The 19,634-nt window shown below is 63.8% G+C and carries 16 protein-coding genes; 5 read left to right on the plus strand and 11 right to left on the minus strand.

What is annotated here, in order from left to right:
* The first annotated feature begins 180 nt into the window (after positions 1-180).
* On the plus strand, positions 181-1,572 hold the full coding sequence (locus H045_RS19430; RefSeq protein ID WP_003234674.1) for an L-cystine transporter: 1,392 nt from the start codon (positions 181-183) through the stop codon (positions 1,570-1,572).
* Positions 1,573-1,656: 84 nt separating this feature from the next.
* On the opposite strand, the gene H045_RS19435 is transcribed toward H045_RS19430, so the two are convergent.
* Positions 1,657-2,169 carry a dihydrofolate reductase gene (locus H045_RS19435; RefSeq protein WP_003234677.1) on the minus strand — a complete coding sequence of 171 codons (513 nt, stop codon included), beginning with the start codon at positions 2,167-2,169 and terminating at the stop codon, positions 1,657-1,659.
* A gap of 69 nt (positions 2,170-2,238) precedes the next feature.
* Here H045_RS19435 and H045_RS19440 point away from each other — a divergent pair, with 69 nt between their 5' ends.
* Together H045_RS19440 and H045_RS19445 are read left to right on the plus strand one after the other, a co-directional pair.
* Positions 2,239-3,618, plus strand: coding sequence for a DUF2868 domain-containing protein (locus H045_RS19440; protein WP_015373229.1), 1,380 nt, complete (start codon positions 2,239-2,241; stop codon positions 3,616-3,618).
* A complete protein-coding gene (locus tag H045_RS19445) occupies positions 3,611-4,978 on the plus strand; it encodes a DUF3482 domain-containing protein (protein ID WP_015373230.1) in 1,368 nt (455 codons plus the stop codon). Before H045_RS19440 ends, H045_RS19445 begins: the two co-directional genes overlap by 8 nt.
* Here H045_RS19445 and H045_RS19450 read toward each other — a convergent pair.
* The 7 genes from H045_RS19450 to H045_RS19480 all read right to left on the minus strand — a co-directional run bounded on the left by H045_RS19450 (position 4,933) and on the right by H045_RS19480 (position 13,956).
* Positions 4,933-5,529 carry a phosphonate degradation HD-domain oxygenase gene (locus H045_RS19450; protein ID WP_015373231.1) on the minus strand — a complete coding sequence of 199 codons (597 nt, stop codon included), beginning with the start codon at positions 5,527-5,529 and terminating at the stop codon, positions 4,933-4,935. The two genes, H045_RS19445 and H045_RS19450, sit on opposite strands and share 46 nt — an antisense overlap.
* Positions 5,529-6,662: a TIGR03364 family FAD-dependent oxidoreductase gene (locus H045_RS19455; protein ID WP_003234686.1), complete on the minus strand. Its 1,134-nt coding sequence runs from the start codon at positions 6,660-6,662 to the stop codon at positions 5,529-5,531. The genes H045_RS19450 and H045_RS19455 overlap by 1 nt, the downstream gene beginning before the upstream one ends.
* 146 nt (positions 6,663-6,808) lie before the next feature.
* A complete protein-coding gene (locus H045_RS19460; RefSeq protein ID WP_003234689.1) occupies positions 6,809-7,831 on the minus strand; it encodes a putative 2-aminoethylphosphonate ABC transporter substrate-binding protein in 1,023 nt (340 codons plus the stop codon).
* A gap of 19 nt (positions 7,832-7,850) precedes the next feature.
* The gene (locus tag H045_RS19465; RefSeq protein WP_015373232.1) at positions 7,851-9,557 is read right to left on the minus strand and encodes a putative 2-aminoethylphosphonate ABC transporter permease subunit; all 1,707 of its coding nucleotides are present in this window, start codon (positions 9,555-9,557) and stop codon (positions 7,851-7,853) included.
* A gap of 1 nt (position 9,558) precedes the next feature.
* On the minus strand, positions 9,559-10,623 hold the full coding sequence (locus tag H045_RS19470) for a putative 2-aminoethylphosphonate ABC transporter ATP-binding protein (RefSeq protein WP_015373233.1): 1,065 nt from the start codon (positions 10,621-10,623) through the stop codon (positions 9,559-9,561).
* A 227-nt stretch (positions 10,624-10,850) separates the two neighbouring features.
* Entirely contained in the window at positions 10,851-11,714 is an 864-nt protein-coding gene (locus H045_RS19475; RefSeq protein WP_003234693.1) for a LysR family transcriptional regulator, read from the minus strand.
* Positions 11,715-11,730: 16 nt separating this feature from the next.
* On the minus strand, positions 11,731-13,956 hold the full coding sequence (locus H045_RS19480) for a heavy metal translocating P-type ATPase (RefSeq protein WP_015373234.1): 2,226 nt from the start codon (positions 13,954-13,956) through the stop codon (positions 11,731-11,733).
* Between the two features lie 85 nt (positions 13,957-14,041).
* Between H045_RS19480 and cadR the strand changes: the two genes are divergently transcribed.
* Entirely contained in the window at positions 14,042-14,482 is a 441-nt protein-coding gene (cadR, locus tag H045_RS19485; protein WP_015373235.1) for a Cd(II)/Pb(II)-responsive transcriptional regulator, read from the plus strand.
* Between the two features lie 74 nt (positions 14,483-14,556).
* Here cadR and H045_RS19490 read toward each other — a convergent pair whose 3' ends face one another.
* Positions 14,557-15,390 carry a thymidylate synthase gene (locus H045_RS19490; protein ID WP_015373236.1) on the minus strand — a complete coding sequence of 278 codons (834 nt, stop codon included), beginning with the start codon at positions 15,388-15,390 and terminating at the stop codon, positions 14,557-14,559.
* 47 nt (positions 15,391-15,437) lie between these two features.
* Positions 15,438-16,250 carry a prolipoprotein diacylglyceryl transferase gene (gene lgt, locus H045_RS19495; protein ID WP_003234701.1) on the minus strand — a complete coding sequence of 271 codons (813 nt, stop codon included), beginning with the start codon at positions 16,248-16,250 and terminating at the stop codon, positions 15,438-15,440.
* A gap of 217 nt (positions 16,251-16,467) precedes the next feature.
* Between lgt and H045_RS19500 the strand changes: the two genes are divergently transcribed.
* A complete protein-coding gene (locus H045_RS19500) occupies positions 16,468-17,214 on the plus strand; it encodes an NRDE family protein (RefSeq protein ID WP_015373237.1) in 747 nt (248 codons plus the stop codon).
* Positions 17,215-17,352: 138 nt separating this feature from the next.
* Here H045_RS19500 and ptsP read toward each other — a convergent pair whose 3' ends face one another.
* On the minus strand, positions 17,353-19,632 hold the full coding sequence (gene ptsP / locus H045_RS19505; RefSeq protein ID WP_003234704.1) for a phosphoenolpyruvate--protein phosphotransferase: 2,280 nt from the start codon (positions 19,630-19,632) through the stop codon (positions 17,353-17,355).
* Positions 19,633-19,634: the final 2 nt, after the last annotated feature.

The raw sequence follows: 19,634 nt of genomic DNA on the forward strand, positions 1-19,634 counted from the left end.
CGTGCACGACCGTGCGCATCGTGATTGCGCCAGGCGCATACGCCTGAACGTCACTCGCTTATTCCAAAAACGACAGTAACCATTCCATATCGGTATTAAATCAATATATTTCAAGGTGTTAGCCTTCCCGGTTCGCAATCGCAGGCTCTCGCGATTGGCTGCCTTCTCATTGGAGCTTCAATGAATCTGCCCCTGATCCTCAATTTGCTGGTGTTCGTGGCCCTGCTGCTGGGCCTGGCACAAACCCGTCGCACCCACTGGAGCCTCGCGAAAAAGGTGCTGTTTGCCTTGGCGCTTGGCGTGGCGTTCGGTGTGGTGTTGCACGCTATCTATGGCGCCGGCCACCCCGTGCTCAAGGCCTCGATCGGCTGGTTCGACCTGGTCGGCAACGGCTACGTACAACTGCTGCAGATGATCGTGATCCCGCTGGTGTTCGCCTCGATCCTCAGTGCCGTGGCGCGCCTGCATAACGCGTCGTCCCTGGGCAAGATCAGCTTCCTGACCATCGGCACGCTGCTGTTCACCACCGCGATTGCCGCCTTGATCGGCATCGGCCTGACCAACCTGTTCGGCCTCACCGCCGAAGGGCTGGTGGCCGGCACCCAGGAAATGGCGCGCCTGCAAGTGATCCAGAACGATTACGCGGGCAAGGTCGCCGACCTGAATATCCCGCAATTGCTGCTGTCGTTCGTGCCGGCCAATCCGTTCGCCGACCTGGCGCGGGCCAAGCCGACGTCGATCATCAGCGTGGTGATCTTCGCCGCGTTCCTCGGGGTTGCCGCGCTGCAATTGCTCAAGGACGACGTGGAAAAAGGCCGCAAGGTCGTCAACGCCATCGACACCCTGCAAGCCTGGGTGATGCGCCTGGTGCGCCTGGTGATGAAACTGACGCCCTACGGTGTATTGGCGCTGATGACCAAGGTGGTCGCCAGCTCCAACCTGCAGGACATCATCAAGCTCGGCAGCTTCGTGGTGGTGTCGTACCTGGCCCTGGGCCTGATGTTTGTGGTGCACGGCCTGCTGCTGTCGCTGGCCGGGGTCAACCCGCTGCGGTTTTTCCGCAAGGTGTGGCCAGTGCTGACCTTCGCCTTCACCAGCCGCTCCAGCGCGGCGGCGATTCCGCTGAGCATTGAAGCGCAGACCCGTCGCCTGGGCATCCCGCAATCCATCGCCGGCTTTGCCGCCTCGTTCGGTGCGACCATCGGCCAGAACGGCTGCGCCGGGCTCTATCCCGCAATGTTGGCGGTGATGGTTGCGCCGACCGTGGGCATCAACCCACTGGACCCGCTGTGGATCGCAACGCTGGTGGCGATTGTGACCTTGAGTTCGGCTGGTGTGGCTGGCGTGGGCGGCGGCGCGACCTTTGCCGCGCTGATCGTACTGCCAGCGATGGGCTTGCCGGTGTCACTGGTGGCGCTGCTGATTTCCGTGGAACCGCTGATCGACATGGGCCGCACGGCGCTGAACGTGAATGGCTCGATGACCGCGGGTGCGATTACCAGCCAGGTCATGGGGCAAACGGATAAGGCGTTGCTGGAAGCCGATGAGCATGCGGAGTTAGCGCAGGCCTGATAGACCGCTTTCGCAGGCAAGCCAGCTCCCACATTTGAATGTATTCACAATTCAAAATGTGGAGCTGGCTTGCCTGCGATGCTTTTAGGCTTTTTCCCACACTTCGAAGTTGTACGCCGGCTTATCCCCCTCAGCCGCATTCTCGACATTTGACACCAGCGTCCACTGGCTGCGATCAAACTCGGGAAACCAGGCGTCCCCCTCCGGGCTCAGCGCCACTCGCGTCAGATAAAGCCGATCCGCCTGCTCCAGTCCCTGCGCATACAATTGCGCGCCGCCGATCAGCATCAGCTCATCCACGCCCTGCTCAAGCGCCCATTCTTCAGCGCGCTGTACCGCTGCTTCCAGTGACGGAAAAACTTGCGCACCTTCAAGCGCCAAGTCGGTCTGACGGCTGACCACAAGATTCAAGCGCCCCGGCAACGGTCGGCCCAGGGAATCCCAGGTCTTGCGCCCCATGATGATCGGCTTGCCCAGTGTGGTGGCCTTGAAATATTTGAAATCCCCCGGCAAGTGCCAGGGCATGCTGTTGTCGACGCCGATCACGCGGTTTTCACCGAGGGCTGCGATCAGGCTTAAAGGGAGAGTTTTTTTCATGGCGACGAGAATACCAGAGCCGCCAGACTGCGGTTATGCTCCAGGCTCACTTGTTCAACAGGACCACGCGTGACAGCACTGACCCCCCTGCAAAAACTCTGGCTGACGGAAGCCGTGCGCCTGCGCGAAGAACACGCCGGCCCCCTGGAAGACCTCGAAGCCAACCGCCTGGCCCGCACGGCCGGTGGCGACCTGCCAACACGCATTGTGCACCGCGCCCTGCGCCTGGCCGAACGCGACGGGCTGAGCGCCGCCCTCACCCGCTGGCTGCAAGGTGCGCGCCTGGCGCTGGTGTTGCTGGCGATAGTCGCCGTGGTCAGCGGCGCCGGCCTGGGGTTTGCCGCACTGGGTAACGGCCTTGTGCCGGTGAATGTGTTCTGGGCCCTGGGCAGCCTGCTCGGCTTGAACCTGATCCTGTTGATGAGCTGGGCGCTGGGCCTTTTGTTTGCCGGCGAACACAGCGCCAGCCTGGGGCGCCTGTGGCTGTGGCTCAGCGAAAAACTCGCCCGCGACGCCAGGGCCGCCCAACTGGCGCCGGCCCTGTTGCTGCTGTTGCAACGCCGCAAACTCAATCGCTGGGCGGTCGGCGTGCTGGTCAACAGCCTGTGGCTGCTGGCCCTGCTCAGCGCCCTGGTGATTGTGCTGACCCTGCTCGCCACCCGCCGCTACGGCTTTGTGTGGGAAACCACCATTCTCGGTGCCGACAGCTTCGTCGCCGTGACCCAGGCACTCGGCGCCCTGCCCGCCGCGCTCGGTTTCAACGTGCCGAACGTCGAAATGATCCGTGCCAGCGGTGACGCCGCACTGACGATCGAAAGCGCCCGTCAGGCCTGGGCCGCCTGGCTGGTGGGCGTATTGCTGGTCTACGGCGTGCTGCCAAGGCTGGTGCTCGCCGTGCTGTGCCTGTGGCGCTGGAAACGCGGGCGCGCGGCCCTGAGCCTGGACCTCAACCTGCCCGGCTACAGCCCACTGCGTGAGCGCCTGATGCCGAGCAGCGAACGACTGGGCATCAACGATGCTGCACCGCCACAGCTGCATCACGTCACCGGCGGCATCAGCGACCTGGCGAGCGACGGCGCCCTGCTGGTGGCCATCGAACTGGACGATCAGCGCAGTTGGCCGCCGAAACTGCCTGCCAACGTGAAGCACGCTGGCGTCCTCGACAGTCGCGAATCGCGCAACACCCTGTTGGAGCAACTCACCCGCTTCCCGCCCAAGCGCCTGGTCATCGCCTGCGACCCCCGCCGCTCACCGGATCGCGGCAGCCTGGCGCTGATCGCCGAACTGGCGCGCAGTGCCACCGCCACCCGCGTGTGGCTGCTGCAAGCGCCGCTCGGCCAGGCGCTGGATGCCGAGCGCCTGGGCGATTGGCACAGCGCGCTGCAACAGCTGGAACTGCCCTTCGCCGACAGCGCGCCACTGAACTGGCTGGAGACCGGTCATGACTAAACCGCTGACACTCGCCGTGGTCGGCCACACCAACGTGGGCAAGACCTCGCTGCTGCGCACCCTCACCCGTGACGTGGGGTTCGGCGAAGTCTCCCACCGCCCCAGCACCACGCGGCATGTGGAGGGCGCGCGCCTGTCGGTGGACGGCCAAGCCTTGCTGGAGCTGTACGACACGCCCGGCCTGGAAGATGCCATCGCGCTGCTCGACTACCTGGAACGCCTGGACCGCCCCGGCGAACGACTCGACGGCCCGGCGCGCCTGGCCCGCTTCCTCGACGGCAGCGAGGCCCGCCAGCGTTTCGAACAGGAGGCCAAGGTGCTGCGCCAATTGCTGGCCTCGGACGCCGGCCTGTATGTGATCGACGCCCGCGAGCCGGTGCTGGCCAAGTACCGCGACGAGTTGCAGGTGCTGGCCAGCTGCGGCAAACCGTTGCTGCCAGTGCTCAATTTTGTCAGCAGCAGCGAGCACCGCGAACCGGACTGGCGAGAAGCCCTGGCGCGCCTCGGCTTGCATGCACTGGTGCGTTTCGACAGCGTGGCGCCGCCGGAAGACGGCGAGCGGCGTCTGTATGAAAGCCTGGCGCTGCTGCTGGAAAACGCACGGCCACAGTTGGAACGCTTGATCCTCGATCAGGAAGCCCAACGTCAGGCTCGCCAGCAAAGCGCGGCGCGCTTGATCGCCGAGTTGCTGATCGACTGCGCGGCGTGCCGGCGCAGCGTGGTCACTGAAGATGAGCAACGGGCCATCGGCGATTTGCGCAAGGCCGTGCGCCAGCGCGAACAAAAATGCGTGGAGGCGTTGCTCAAGCTGTTTGGCTTTCGCCCCCAGGAGGCCGCCGCCAGTGACCTGCCGCTGCTCGACGGGCGTTGGGGCGATGACCTGTTCAACCCGGAAACCCTCAAGCAGCTCGGCGTGCGCGTGGGTGGCGGGATTGCCGCCGGCGCGGCGGCCGGGGCCGGGGTGGACCTGCTGGTCGGCGGCCTGACCCTGGGCGCCGCCGCCTTGGCGGGCGCCATCGCCGGCGGCGCGCTGCAAACCGCGCGCAGCTACGGCAGCCGCCTGCTGGGCAAGATCAAGGGCCAGCGCGAACTGACCGTCGACGACAGCGTGCTGCGCCTGCTCGCCCTGCGCCAGCGCCAGTTGCTCAAGGCCCTGAACCTGCGCGGCCATGCGGCGCTGCACAGCATCAAGGTGGACACGCCCCAGGACAAGACCTGGCGCGAAGGCAAGCTGCCAGACGCGCTGCACAAGGCCCGTGCCCATCCGCAATGGTCGTCGCTCAACCCCGGCGCCAAAGTCAGCCAGGCCGAGCGTCAGGAGCAGGTCGAAGCGCTGGCCAGGCGGCTGGACGAAACCTGAGTCGCCAACACTTGCCGGGCCTTGACCTTGAGCAGGCCGAGATCGAGCACCGGTACGTGCATCACTTTGGCCTGCTCGTCCCAATGACGCAGGCGCAGGCTGATGTGGCACAGCGGGTCCTGTTCAAAAGCCTGGGCCTCTTCGGCGCTCATCACGCCGCCCTGATACGCCAGGGTGCGCCGGCTGGCTTCGCTTAGCCGCGCGTAATAATCCGGCTGGCTGAAGGTGAGGTAACGCTTGGCCTGCACGTGGTATTCCACCAGCCGGGCCAGGCGTTCGCCGAAGCCGGCACGGCGCAGGTAGTCCGCCCCCAGCCGCTCATGGCTGACCACGCCATAGCCGCCCATGTTCTCGCGACCCTGCCCGCACAGATGGCCGATATCGTGGAAGAACGCCGCCAGCACCACTTCATCGTCAAAACCCTCGGCCATCGCCCGTTGCGCGGCCTGGGACATGTGCTCGAGCTGCGACACCGGCTCGCCGATGTAATCCGCCGTGCCGTGTTGCTCGTAGAGGCCGAATACGTCGGCTATCGCCTGCTCCGGGTTCATCACGCCGCACCCCACAACGTGGCGATATTGCGCTCGCCAAGCGCCGGCCCCACGCTCATGCCCACGCCGGTGTGCATCAACGCCGCGCTCACGCCCGGCGCCGCACGCAGAAATGAAAACGGCCCCGGCCCCCGCGAGCCATAGACGCCCTGCCAGCGCTCCACCACCCGGACCTTGCAGCCCAGGGTCTGCTCGGCCAGTTCGATCAGCCAGTCGTCGACCTGTTCGGCGTTGAACGGCGAGGCATCGCTGCCGTAGTCATGGGAGTCGCCGATGATCAGCTCGCCGTGGGGCGTGGGACTGATCAGCAGGTGAATGCCGTGTTCGTGCAGGTGCGGCGCGTCGCGCAGGATCTGCGCCTGCACCGGCGCGGCCTCGGGCAAGTCGGCAAACGCACCGTAATGCACGCAACTGAGGCCCGTGAGCAAGGCGTGTTGCAGGTTGAGGTTGTGCGCAGGCCGGGCGCGCAGCATTTGCAGGCGACAGATATGCGGGTTGAGCTGGGCCAGCGGTTCGGCCAGCAGGGTCTGGTAGTCGTGGCCGGAGCAGACAATGATCTGCTCACCGCGAAAACTCCCCGCCGTGCTGTGCAACTGGCCGGGTTCGACGTCGCGCACCAGCGTGGAAAAATAGAACTCCACGTTCAGTGTTTGGCTGAGGTAGTGGATCAGCGCCGGGATCGCTTCGCGCGAATACAACTGCTGATCGTCCTTGCCATGCAGCGCGGCGCGGTGGTGGCGGAACTGGCCGTCGTACAGGCCGCGCATCGCGGCGCCCTGCAACAGCTCGACGTTGTAGCCGTGCTCACGGGCACGCCCGGCACAGAAGGCTTCGAGCAGATGCTCTTCGGCCTCGGTGCGGGCGAACAGGTAAGCGCCATTGCGCTTGAGTTGCAGGCCGGCGACCTCAGCCCAGTGGCCCCAGATGGCGCGGCTGTCGCGCGCCAGGTCGAGCATCTTACCCGGCGGCTGGCCGGTGACCAGGGCCTGGCCGAAGTTGCGCACTGAAGCGCCCGAGGGCGTGGCGCTGCGCTCGAACACCTTGACCTTGAGGCCGCGTCTGGCGGCGGCGTAGGCGTGGGACAGGCCGAGGATGCCGGCGCCGACGATTAACAGATCACTGTGTTGTGTCATGGAGTGATGTCCTGAATTGAAGGCCGCCATCGCAGGCAAGCCAGCTCCCACAGGGGAATGCATTCCAACGGTGGAAGATCACTGTGCAGTGTCATGGAACGATGTGCTGAATGTGAGAGCGCTATCGGGAGCAGCCTTAAAAAACTTTACTGGCCCGCCACCTTCTCCGACTTGCCGTCATAGCGCTTGCGCCATTCGGTCAGGATGCTGTCGCGGTTCTTCGAGGCCCATGCAAAGTCATTCTTGATCAAGCGCTGCTCGTAGTCCGCTGGCAATTCGGTCTGCGGTTTGGCGATACCCGGCTGGGCGAGCACGGCAAAGTTGTCCTTGTAGAGGTCCATCGCTGCCGGGCTGGCGGAGAAGTCGGCGAGTTTTTTGGCCGCGTCGGCGTGGGCGGTGCCCTTCATCACAGCGGTGGCTTCAATGTCCCAGCCCAGGCCTTCCTTGGGCAGGATGATGTCCAGCGGCGCGCCCTGGCGTTTCAACTGCACGGCTGGGTATTCAAACGAGATACCAATCGGGAATTCCCCGGAGGCGGCCAGCTTGCACGGCTTGGAGCCGGAGTGAACGTACTGACCGATGTTCTGGTGCAGGTCGTCCATGTACTGCCAGCCCTGCTTCTCGCCGAAGGTCTGCAGCCATGCACTCACGTCGAGGAAACCGGTGCCGGAGGACGCCGGGTTGGGCATCACGATCTTGCCCTTGTACTCGGGTTTGGTCAGGTCCTGCCAGCTCACCGGTTTGGTCAGGCCCTGCTTCTCGGCCTCGACGGTGTTGAAGCAAATGGTCGCGGCCCACACATCCATGCCGACCCAGGCCGGCGGGTTGGCGGCGTCGCGGTAGTGTTTGCCGATCTTGTCCAGATCCTTCGGCGCGTAGTTTTCAAGCATGCCCTGCTGATCGAGGATCGCCAGGCTCGATGCCGCCAGGCCCCACACCACGTCAGCCTGCGGGCGAGCTTTTTCGGCCAGCAGCTTGGCGGTGATGATGCCGGTGGAGTCGCGCACCCATTTGATCTCGACGTCAGGGTTGGCCTTCTCGAAGGCTTGCTTGTAGCTCTTCAATTGCTCGGCTTCAAGGGCCGTGTACACGGTGAGTTCGGTCTTGGCGAAGGCATTCAGGCTGAATGCGGTGAGGACGGCAGCGACCAGCGTCAGGGGCTTGAACATGGAACACCTCCTTCAAGGGTTATTGGCCGGGCGCGCTTTGGCGCCAGGCTTGGGAGCGGCGCAATGCGCCACGTGAGGCCCACGCCAGCAACAGCGAGACGCTGCCTGATGTGAACAGAATCAAGGTCGACATGGCCGCCGCGCCGCCTACATTGCCGGCGTCGTCCATGTTCAAGACGGCGACGGCGGCGAGGATGGTGTCGGGGCTGTAGAGGAAGATGGCGGCGGACACGGTGGTCATCGCCGACACAAACAGGTAGCGCACGATGTCCAGCAGCGCTGGCAGGCAGATCGGCACGGTCACGCGCAAATAATGGCGGTACAGCGGCGCCTTGAGGGACAGCGCAGCGGCTTCGAACTCGGCGTCCAACTGACGCAGCGCAGTGGTGGCGGTCATCTGGGCAGTGGTCAAATAATGAGCAATGGTGCACACCACCAGCAGGGTCATGGTCCCGTAGAACACGTGCAGCGGATTACCGTTGAGGTTGAAAAAGAACACGTAGCCCAGGCCCAGCACCAGGCCCGGCACCGCCATCGGCACGAAGCTGAGCAGGCGCAGGGCCAGGTTCAGGCCCTTCTGACCGTTGGTTTTTTCCATCAGATAAGCGCCAGTGAAGATCAGCATGCTGCCGATCAATGCGCTGCACAGCGCCAGGGTCAGGCTGTTGCGATAGGCCAGCCAGCCACCGCCGGCGGTGTCTTCGAACTGGTAGTGACTGAGCGACAACGACAGGTTGTACGGCCAGAATTTCACCAGCGAGGAGTACACCGCCATGCCGAAGACCAGCAACAGCGCGGCGCAGATCAGCACCACAATGGCCAGGTAGCAGGCGTCCCGTGCCCGCGATGGCGCCGGCCGGAAGACCTGGGCGCGGCCGCTCATGGCGTCGCCGTGGCGACGGCGCAACCAGGCATCCACGCCAAAGCTGAACAGCGCCGGCAGCAGCAATACCATGCCGATCAACGCGCCGCGCCCGAACTGTTGCTGGCCGACCACGGCTTTGTAGGCTTCCAGCGCCAGCACCTGGTAATCACCGCCCACCACCACAGGCACGCCGAAGTCGGTGATGGTGAGGGTAAACACCAGGCAGAACGCGGCGAACACGGCCTGGCGCGTGGCCGGCCAGGTGATGCTGCGAAACGCCCGGGCGGGACTGGCGCCCATGCTTGATGCGGCATCGAACAGCCGCGCATCCGCCAACGAAAGCGCCGACAGCAGAATCATCAAAGCGTGTGGGAACGTGTAGATCACCTCCCCCAGCACGATCCCCCAGAAACCGTAAATATTGTCTGCGAGCACGCCGCGCAGCAGGCCCTGGTTGCCGAACAGGTAGACCAGCGCAATGCCCGGCAGCATCGACGGTGCCATCAGCGGCAGCAGCGACAGGCCACGCCAGATCGGTTTGGCGGGAATCAACGTGCGTTGCAGCGCGTAGGCAAACAGGTAGGCCAGCGGTACGACAATCGCCGCGACGCTGAGGGAGACTTTCAGACTATTGCCCAGCAGCCAGTGGAAGGTGTCGCTGGTGAGCAGTTCGCGCGCCGCCACCAGCCCGCCGCCCTGCCCGGCCTCGCTGCTGAAGCCGCGCCAGAAAATCGCCAGCAACGGCAGCAGGACCGCGACGCCCAGCAGCAGCAACCACACCAGCTTGCCGCCGAGCACGAACAGGCGATCGCCGGTTTCAGTACGGGACACCTGGCGCGGCAACGTCATGACCGCCGCCATCTCAGGCGAACACCTGCAGGCTGCGCGGCGGCAAGGCCACCCAGATGTGCTGGGCGCCCAGGCGCGGCATGGCTTCCGGGGCCAGTTCGGCCAGCAGCGGGTGGCCGGGCAGGTGTTCCAGCTCGAAGCTCATACGGCAGCGGTTGCCGAGAAACGTGATCTCGCGCACCTTGGCCGGGAACAGGTTTTCTTCATGCATGGGCGGGTTGACGCTGATGGCTTCCGGTCGGCAGAACAACCGCCCGGAGGTGGCCACACCCGCGTCCTCGGCCAGGCGCATGTTCAGCCCGCCGACCTGGGCGTGGCTGGCGCTGTTGCGGCTGAACGGCAGCCAGTTGCCCTGACCGACAAACTCCGCCACAAACGGCGTGGCCGGGCGGTCGTAGATCGCCTGGGGTGTGGCGTATTGCTCGACCTTGCCGTTGTTCATCACGGCAATGCGGTCGGCCATCAACATGGCTTCGTCCTGGTTATGGGTGACCATCAGGGTGGTGACGCCCAGGCGTCGTTGCAGTTGGCGCAGCTCGGTGCACAGATGCTCACGCACACGGGCGTCGAGGGCCGACATCGGTTCGTCCAGCAACAGCAACGACGGCGCCGGGGCCAGGGCGCGCGCCAGGGCCACGCGCTGCTGCTGGCCGCCGGAGAGTTGGCCGGGGTATTTCTTTTCGCTGCCGATCAGGTCCACGAGTTCGAGCATCTGACCGACGCGCTGACGCACTTCATCGCGGCCGCTGCCGGTAAGGCCGTAGCCGATGTTCGCTTCGACGGTAAGGTTGGGAAACAGCGCGTAGGACTGGAACAGAATGCCGTAGTCCCGCGCCTGGGGCGGCAGCAGCGACACATCGCGCTCGCCCAGATAAAGCTCACCGCTGTCCTGACGCTCAAGGCCAGCGATGCAGCGCAGCAAGGTGGTCTTGCCGCAACCGGAGGGGCCCAGCAGGCACACCAGCTCGCCGGCGGCGACGTCCAGGGACACGTTGTCCAGCGCGGTGAAGGCACCGAAGCGTTTCTGGATACCGCGCACCCGCATCGGCGCGCCGGGGTTGTTCAGGGCTGTGGTCATGGGGCACCTCATCAAACGGATGAAGGCCATGCTAGGGGGGCAATGCGTCGCGGGTGTGGCAGGAAGGCAAAACCCGGTGATAGTGGTATTGGTGGGTTTGGGTAGGCCTAAAGAAACGAGTTGTCTGGGCCGCCGTCATCGCAGGCAAGCCAGCTCCCCTGTTGAAATGCATTCCCCTGTGGGAGCTGGCTTGCCTGCGAAAACAATTCAAAGGCCACCACCAGACCTCAGAGCGGCGACATCTCCTGCGCCAGCCCGAGAAACGCCGCGGGCAAGCGCGCGCCTTTTCTCTCCTTGAGGCAGTACAGGTACTCCGGAATCTGCGGCGCATTCTCGATGGTCAGCACACGCAACTGCGGGTCATGGGGTACTTCCTGTCGCGCAATGATGCTGATACCGATATTGCGCAGCACCGCCTCGCGGATCGATTCGCGGCTGCCGATTTCCAGCAGCGGGCCGTAACTCACGCCGGCGTCCTGCAACATCGCTTCGGTCAGCCGGCGCGTGGTGGAGCCCGCTTCGCGCATCAGCAAGGTGTGCCCGGCCAGCGCCGTGAGCGGCACATGATCGAGCGCGGCCAGCGGATGATTGCGATGCACCGCCAGCACCAGCGGGTCGCTGCCCAATACGCGGCGAATCAGCCGAGGGTCTTCCAGCAGTTGCGAGGACGCGGCGACGTCGACACGGTAGTCATCCAGCGCTTCCAGCACGTGCTGCGAGTTGCCGATTTCCACCGACACGTCCACCAGCGGCAGGCGCTCGCGGAAGGCTTTGACCAGATCGAGGATGTAGTACGGCGCCGTGGCGGCAATTCTCAGCGCGCCCTGCACCTGGCCGTTGTTGCGCAGGAAAAACTCGATGTCCGCTTCCTGCTGCAACAGCGCCTTGACCATTGGCAGCAAGCGCGCGCCGTCGTCGCTGACCGTCAGGCGGCGCCCGCCACGGTAGAACAGCTCAACGCCGTACTGGCTTTCCAGATGACGAATCTGGGTGGTGACCGTGGGCTGGCTCAGGCCGAGCTTTTTCGCCGCCTGGGTGATGCTGCCCAGGCGGGCGACCATGAAAAACGCTTTCAGCTCGGCACTCAGCACACCCGTCCCTCGTCGTTTATTTGCGCAACAGGCGCAGGCCATTGAACACCACCAGCAGGCTCACGCCCATGTCGGCGAACACCGCCATCCACATGGTGGCCATACCAAGAAAGGTGACGGCCAGGAAGATCGCCTTGATCACCAGCGCCAGCGCAATGTTCTGCTTGAGGATACTCGAGGTTTGTCGCGACAAACGAATGAAGGCCGGGATCTTGCGCAAGTCATCATCCATCAGCGCGACGTCGGCGGTTTCGATGGCGGTGTCGGTGCCCGCAGCCGCCATGGCAAAGCCGATTTCGGCGCGGGCCAGGGCCGGTGCGTCGTTGATGCCGTCGCCGACCATGCCGACGCGATGGCCCTGCTGGTAGAGGGTTTCGATGGCTTGCAGCTTGTCGGTGGGCAACAGGTCGCCCTGGGCCTGGTCGATCCCCACCTGGGCGGCAATCGCCTGCGCTGTGTGGGTGTTGTCGCCGGTGAGCATCAGGGTCTTGATGCCCAGCTCGTGCAATTGCCGGATGGCTTCGCGGCTGCTGTCTTTCACCGTGTCGGCCACGGCGAACAACGCCAGCGGGCCGGACGCGTCGAGCAGCAGCACCACGGACTTGCCTTGTTTCTCCAGAGCGAACAGTTTTTCTTCCAATGCGGGCGAGCACAGGCCCAGGTCTTCCACCAGGCGGTGGTTGCCCAGGTGGTAGGTCTGGCCGTTGATATCGCCGCGCACCCCGCGACCGGCCAGGGCTGCAAAGTTATCCACAGCGTGTACCGGTAGCTTTTTATCCACAGCCGCGTTGGCGATTGCCTGCGACACCGGGTGGTCGGAACGCCCGGCCAGGCTGGCGGCAAGCGCGGGGGCGCTGTCTTCGACGGTGGGGAACAGCGCCAGGTAATCGGTTTGCACCGGCTTGCCGTGGGTGAGGGTGCCGGTCTTGTCCAGCGCCAGGTAGTCGAGCTTGTAGCCGCCCTCCAGGTACACGCCGCCCTTGATCAGAATGCCTTTGCGCGCTGCCGCCGCCAGGCCGCTGACGATGGTCACCGGGGTGGAGATCACCAGCGCGCAGGGGCAGGCCACCACCAGCAGCACCAGGGCGCGGTAGATCCAGTCGAACCAGGCGCCGGCCATGAACAGCGGCGGGATGATTGCCACACCCAGGGCAAACAGGAACACCACGGGGGTGTAGATCTTCGAAAAGCTGTCGACAAAGCGCTGGGTCGGCGCGCGGGCGCCCTGGGCCTGCTCCACGGCGTGGATGATCCGCGCCAGCGTGGAATTATTGGCTGCAGCCGTCACCTTGTACTCCAGGGAACCGGCCTGATTGATGGTGCCGGCGAAGACTTTGTCGCCCACGGTCTTTTCAATGGGCAGGCTCTCACCGGTGATCGGCGCCTGGTCGATGGTGGACTGGCCGGCGGTGACTTCACCGTCCAGGCCGATGCGCTCGCCGGGTTTAACCCGCACGATGGTGCCGAGATCGATACCTTTGACGTCCTTTTCGACCCAGCTGCCGTCCGCCTGCTGCACCGTCGCCTGCTCTGGCGTCATCTGCATCAAGCCGCTGATGGCATTGCGCGCGCGGTCCAGGGATTTGGCTTCGATCAGCTCGGCCACGGTGAACAGGAACATCACCATCGCCGCCTCCGGCCACTGGCCGATCAACACGGCGCCGGTTACCGCGATGCTCATCAGCGCGTTGATGTTGAGGTTGAGGTTCTTCAGGGCAATCCAGCCCTTTTTGTAGGTGGTAAGGCCGCCGCTGAGGATCGAGACCAGGGCCACCAGCGCAATCAGCCAGGTCGGCGCCACGCCGGAAAAATGCAGCACCTCGGCGCCCAGCGCACCGACGCCGGACAACGCCAGCGGCCACCAGTGTTTCTTTACTGGCGGCTCGGCAACCGGCGCGCCCTCTTCAATCGGCTCGGCCTGCATCCCCAGGGATTTGATCGCTTCGACGATTGGCGCGGTGCTCGGCAGGTCGTGGGTGACGCCAAGGATGCGGTTGATCAGGTTGAATTCCAGCTGTTGCACGCCGGCCAGCTTGCCCAGTTTGTTCTGGATCAGCGTCTGCTCGGTGGGGCAGTCCATCGCTTCGATACGAAAGGTGCTCAGGCGCGAGCCTGCGGTGGGTGCCTCGCTCAGTTGCACCCGCGCCGGGGCCGGCGTGCCGGAACAGCAGGCGCCGCCGTGGTTGTGCACGGGCGTGAGTTTTTGGGATTTGTGATCGTGGGTGTGCAGGGAGTCGCTCATTCTGTCGCGTCCATAAAGGTGCCTGTTGCCAAGTAAAGACCCTGTAGCCACTATAGGGTCAAGCACCCATTTGGAGATTGCTGCCATGAAGATCGGCGAACTGGCCAAACACACCGACTGCGCGGTGGAAACTATCCGCTACTACGAGAAAGAAGGCCTGCTGCCGCCCCCGGCGCGCACCGAAGCCAACTACCGCGTGTACACCCAGGCGCACACCGAGCGGCTGGTCTTCATCCGCAACTGCCGCAGCCTGGACATGACCCTCGAAGAAATCCGCAGCCTGCTCGGCCTGCGCGACAGCCCGAAGGACCAGTGCGAGAACGTGAATGCGTTGATCGATGAGCATATCCACCATGTAAAAGCGCGGATCGACGGGCTGCTGGCGTTGCAGGAACAGTTGCTCGACCTGCGCCAGCGCTGTGGCGGCGGGCCGGAATGCGGGATTCTGCAAAGGCTGGAGGTGAGCGGGAGTGTGCAGAGCAGCGAAGCCGAGCCTTCACATGTGGGCCGCAGCCACGGGCACTGATCCAGAACTGCACATCCAATAAAAATGTGGGAGCTGGCAAGCTAGCTCCCACACTCCTTACCAATACACCGCGTTTAAATAGCGACGTCAGCCTTGATGCTCGGATCGGCGTCGTAGCCCACGATCTCGAAATCCTCAAACCTGTAATCGTAGATCGATGCAGGTTTGCGCTTGATCACCAGCTCCGGCAGCTTCTTCGGCGTGCGTGCCAGCTGGGTGCGGATCTGCTCCATGTGGTTGCTGTAGGCGTGAGTGTCGCCGGTGGTGACGATGATCTCGTGGGGGATCAGGTCGCACTGCTGAGCCAGCATGTGAGTGAGCAACGCCAGCGCGGCGGTGTTGTACGGCAGGCCGAGGAACACGTCGGAGCTGCGGATATACAACTGCATCGACAGGTGGCCGTCATGCACGAACGCCTGATACAGCAGGTGGCACGGCGGCAGGGCCTGCTTGCCGTTGCGCGCGTTTTCCTGGGGGCTTTGGGTTTCGTCGGGCAGGTACTCGACGTTCCAGCCGTGGAACAGGATGCGGCGGCTGTTGGGGTTGGTCTTGAGCGTGTGCACCATGTAGTCGATCTGGTTGATGGTGCCGCCGTCCTTGGTCGGCCAGGCGGTCCACTGCTTGCCGTACACCGGGCCGAGGTCACCCTCTTCGGTGGCCCATTCGTCCCAGATCTTTACGCCGTTCTCGTTCAGCCACTGGATGTTGGTGTTGCCGCTCAACATCCAGATCAGTTCGTTGGCGATGCTTTTGAAATGCAGCTTCTTGGTGGTCAGCAGCGGGAAGCCGTCGGCCAGGTTATGTCGATACTGACGGGCGAACACGGCTTTGGTGCCGGTACCGGTACGGTCGCCCTTGGTCAGGCCATTGGTCACGACGTCGTTCAGCAGTTCGAGATATTGCTTCATGTGCTTACCTGTATCGTTGAAGCCGAGGCGCGCCTCGGCATTCGTGTTTAAAGCGCGGCGTTCTTGATGCCTTGCGGGCGATTGTAGGCCCACCACAGCATGCCCAGGCCGGCAATGATCATCGGCAGGCTCAGCACTTGCCCCATGGTCAACCAGCCCCACGCCAGGTACCCCAACTGGGCGTCCGGCACCCGCACGAACTCGACGATGAAGCGGAAGATCCCGTAGAACAACGCGAACATCCCCGAAACGGCCATGGTCGGGCGTGGCTTGCGCGAGAAGATATAAAGGATAAGGAACAGTGCCACACCTTCCAACGCGAACTGGTACAGCTGCGACGGATGGCGCGGCAGTTGCGCCGGGTCGCTGAAAGGCGGGAACACCATGGCCCACGGCACGTCGGTCGGCTTGCCCCACAATTCGGCGTTGATGAAGTTACCGATGCGCCCGGCGCCCAGGCCGATCGGCACCATCGGCGCGACGAAGTCCATCAGTTGGAAAAACGACTTGCCGTTGCGCCGCCCAAACCACCAGGCGGCGATCATCACGCCGATAAAGCCGCCATGGAACGCCATGCCGCCCTTCCACACCTCAAAGATCAGCGTCGGGTTGGCGACGTACGCCGGCAGATCGTAGAACAGCACATAGCCCAGTCGCCCGCCGACGATCACGCCCATCGACAACCAGAAGATCAGGTCGGAGAGCTTTTCCTTGGTCCAGGTCGGGTCGAAACGGTTCAGGCGACGGGACGCCAGGAACCAGGCACCGCCGATGCCGACCAGGTACATCAACCCGTACCAGTGGATTTTCAGCGGACCAATGGCCAGGGCCACCGGGTCGATCTGCGGGTAAGGCAGCATTGCGACTCCTCGTTAAACAGTTAGTCATGACGCACCGGACCATGCCGATGCGCGATTAAGCCTGCGTTACAGCGGCCAGATCAAATCAGGAAGTTCACATACACGCCCAACAGCCCGGCATGTTAACGGATGGAAGGTGCGCGGCCCAACTGCGTTGTCATGGAACGGCTGCGGTTGTGTGGGTAGAGTGGCAAAAAACACAAAAGAGAATCGCCCGATGTGCCTGATTGTCTTTGCCTGGCGGCCCGGCCATGCCCAGCCGCTGATCGTCGCGGCCAACCGTGATGAGTTTTACGCCCGCCCCACGCTACCGCTGGCCCAATGGCCGGACGCGTCCCACGTTTACGCCGGCCGTGACCAGGAAGCCGGCGGCACCTGGCTGGGTGTGAGTGCCGACGGGCGCTTTGCCGCCCTGACCAACATCCGCGAGCCGCACCAGCCACCGGCACGTACGTCGCGCGGAGAACTGGTGGCGCGGTTTCTCAGCGGTTCGCTGCCCATTGACCAGTATTTGGCCGAGGTTAACGGCCGTTCGATTGAATACGCCGGGTTCAACCTGCTGCTGGGTACGCGAGACGAGATGTGGCACTACAACGCCCATGAGAGCCAGCCGACCCGCTTGAAGCCTGGGATTTACGGCTTGTCCAATGCCACGCTGAACACCCCCTGGCCGAAGTTGCTCAAGGCCCGGGCAGCGCTGGGCGAGGTGCTGGAAGATCCCCAGCCGCAAGCCTTGCTGGCGATCATGAGCGACCCGCAGACCGCACCGTTTGCGCAGTTGCCGGATACCGGCGTGGGGTTGGCCACCGAGAGTCTGTTATCCAGCGTGTTTATCGCCAGCGCCAGTTATGGAACGCGAGTGAGTACGGCGCTGATTGTGAATGCCGACGGTACGCGGCGCATAGTTGAGCGCAGTTTCGGCCCGCAGGGTGGGCGGTTGGGTGAGGTGGAGCTGAATATTTGAGGGTGTCTGGACTGGCGCCATCGCAGGCAAGCCAGCTCCCACAGTCGGAGTGCATCCACCTGCAAAAGCTGACTTTTCCCCCCTTTGGAATGCATTCACCTGTGGGAGCTGGCTTGCCTGCGATAAAGGCGCCTCGGTTCAGAGCGTCTTGGCAGAACCCGGGTTGATCATCCGCGTCAGCCCCAGGTTTTTCAGCGCCAGTTGCAACGAGCTGTGGATAACTTGCGGATTATCGATGGTCATCAGCTCGGCCAGCAGCTCCCTGGCCATGCCCAACTCAACCTGACGCAGCATCCACTTCACCTTCGGCAAGTTGGTGGCGTTCATCGACAGGCTGTCAAAGCCCATCGCCATCAACAGCACCGCCGCCGCCGGGTCGCCGGCCATTTCGCCGCAGATGCTCACCGGCTTGCCTTCGGCATGGGCGTCGCGCACCACATGTTGCAGGGCTTGCAGCACCGCCGGATGCAGGTAGTCGTAGAGGTCGGCCACGCGCGGATTGTTGCGGTCCACGGCCAGCAGGTATTGGGTGAGGTCGTTGGAGCCGACCGACAGGAAGTCCACCTGCCGCGCCAGCTCCTTGGCCTGGTACACCGCCGCCGGGATTTCGATCATCACGCCGATCGGCGGCATCGGCACGTCCGAACCTTCGTCGCGCACTTCGCCCCAGGCGCGGTGGATCAGGTGCAGCGCCTCTTCCAGCTCATGGGTGCCGGAAATCATCGGCAGCAGGATGCGCAGGTTGTTCAGGCCTTCGCTGGCCTTGAGCATGGCGCGGGTCTGCACCAGAAAGATTTCCGGGTGGTCGAGGGTCACGCGGATACCGCGCCAACCGAGGAAGGGGTTGTCTTCCTTGATCGGGAAATACGACAGGGATTTATCGCCGCCGATATCGAGGCTGCGCATGGTCACCGGCAACGGGTGGAACGCTTGCAATTGCTCGCGGTAGATCGCCAGCTGTTCCTTCTCGCTCGGGAATCGCTGGTTGATCATGAACGGCACTTCGGTGCGGTACAGCCCAACGCCTTCGGCACCGCGCTGTTGCGCGCGGGCAACGTCGGCCAGCAGGCCGGTGTTCACGAGCAGCGGCACGCGGTGGCCGTCGAGGGTCACGCACGGCAGTTCGCGCAGCGAATCGAGGCCCAGGGCCAGCTGTTTCTCTTCCTCCACCACTTCGGCGTACTGCTTGCGCAGCAGCTCGCTGGGGTTGGTGAAGACTTCACCACGATGGCCATCGACGATCATGTCGATGCCGTCGACTTTGGAGTACGGCAGTTCCACCAGGCCCATCACCGTCGGGATACCCATGGCCCGGGCCAGGATCGCGACGTGGGAGTTGCCCGACCCCAATACCGAAACCAGGCCGACCAACTTGCCCTCCGGCACTTCGCCAAGCATGGTGGCGGTCAGTTCTTCACTGATCAGGATGGTGTTGTCGGGGTAGACCAGGTTGGTGGTGCGGTCTTCCTGCAGATAGGCCAGCAGACGGCGACCAAGGTCGCGCACATCCGAGGCGCGTTCGCGCAGGTAGGCGTCGTCCATCAATTCGAAACGGTTGACGTGATCGGTGACCACCTGGCGCAGTGCGCCCTGGGCCCACTGGCCGGTCTTGATCACTGTCTTGACTTCGTTACCCAGGGACGCGTCATCGAGCATCATCTGGTACACGTCGAACAGCGCACGCTCTTCGGGGCGCAACTGGGTAGCCAGCTTGGTCGACAGGTTGCGCATGTCGGCGCGCACGCCTTCCAGAGCGGTCTTGAACAGTTTGATTTCGGCGTCAATGTCCTTGACGGTCTTGTCCGGCACCACATCGAGGTCGGCCGGAGGCAACATGACCACAGCCGTACCGACCGCCGCGCCCGGCGAACCCGGCACGCCAATGAACTTGGCTTCCTGGATGCCCTTGCCCTCGCGGCCCAGGCCACGAATCGAGCCCGTCGCCTCGGCGTGGGCGATAACCCCGGCGAGCTGCGCGCTCATGGTCACAAGGAAGGCTTCTTCACCTTCGTCGAACTGACGACGTTCTTTTTGCTGGATGACCAACACGCCGACGACGCGGCGGTGGTGAATGATCGGTGCGCCGAGGAAGGACGCGTAGCGCTCCTCGCCGGTTTCGGCAAAGTAGCGGTAACGGGGGTGATCGGCTGCGTGTTCAAGGTTGAGAGGTTCTTCACGCGTCCCCACCAGGCCCACCAGACCCTCATTGGGCGCCATGCTGACCTTGCCGATTGAGCGCTTGTTCAAGCCCTCGGTGGCCATCAGCACAAAACGGTTGGTCTCGGGGTCCAGCAGGTAAACCGAGCAGACCTGGCTGCCCATGGCTTCCTTGACGCGCAACACAATAATCCCCAACGCCGCCTTGAGATCCTTGGCGGAGTTAACTTCCTGGACGATCTTGCGCAGCGTATTGAGCATGG

The sequence above is a fragment of the Pseudomonas poae RE*1-1-14 genome (genome assembly GCF_000336465.1).
Classification (GTDB): Bacteria; Pseudomonadota; Gammaproteobacteria; order Pseudomonadales; family Pseudomonadaceae; genus Aquipseudomonas; species Aquipseudomonas poae.

Bases quoted from the DNA above. Each gene is read 5' to 3' on its own strand.
- H045_RS19430 (WP_003234674.1), top strand. From the start codon at position 181: ATGAATCTGCCCCTGATCCTCAATTTGCTGGTGTTCGTGGCCCTGCTG.
- H045_RS19435 (WP_003234677.1), bottom strand. From the start codon at position 2,169: ATGAAAAAAACTCTCCCTTTAAGCCTGATCGCAGCCCTCGGTGAAAAC.
- H045_RS19445 (WP_015373230.1), top strand. From the start codon at position 3,611: ATGACTAAACCGCTGACACTCGCCGTGGTCGGCCACACCAACGTGGGC.
- H045_RS19450 (WP_015373231.1), bottom strand. From the start codon at position 5,529: ATGAACCCGGAGCAGGCGATAGCCGACGTATTCGGCCTCTACGAGCAA.
- H045_RS19455 (WP_003234686.1), bottom strand. From the start codon at position 6,662: ATGACACAACACAGTGATCTGTTAATCGTCGGCGCCGGCATCCTCGGC.
- H045_RS19460 (WP_003234689.1), bottom strand. From the start codon at position 7,831: ATGTTCAAGCCCCTGACGCTGGTCGCTGCCGTCCTCACCGCATTCAGC.
- H045_RS19465 (WP_015373232.1), bottom strand. From the start codon at position 9,557: ATGGCGGCGGTCATGACGTTGCCGCGCCAGGTGTCCCGTACTGAAACC.
- H045_RS19470 (WP_015373233.1), bottom strand. From the start codon at position 10,623: ATGACCACAGCCCTGAACAACCCCGGCGCGCCGATGCGGGTGCGCGGT.
- H045_RS19480 (WP_015373234.1), bottom strand. From the start codon at position 13,956: ATGAGCGACTCCCTGCACACCCACGATCACAAATCCCAAAAACTCACG.
- cadR (WP_015373235.1), top strand. From the start codon at position 14,042: ATGAAGATCGGCGAACTGGCCAAACACACCGACTGCGCGGTGGAAACT.
- H045_RS19490 (WP_015373236.1), bottom strand. From the start codon at position 15,390: ATGAAGCAATATCTCGAACTGCTGAACGACGTCGTGACCAATGGCCTG.
- lgt (WP_003234701.1), bottom strand. From the start codon at position 16,250: ATGCTGCCTTACCCGCAGATCGACCCGGTGGCCCTGGCCATTGGTCCG.
- H045_RS19500 (WP_015373237.1), top strand. From the start codon at position 16,468: ATGTGCCTGATTGTCTTTGCCTGGCGGCCCGGCCATGCCCAGCCGCTG.
- ptsP (WP_003234704.1), bottom strand. From the start codon at position 19,632: ATGCTCAATACGCTGCGCAAGATCGTCCAGGAAGTTAACTCCGCCAAG.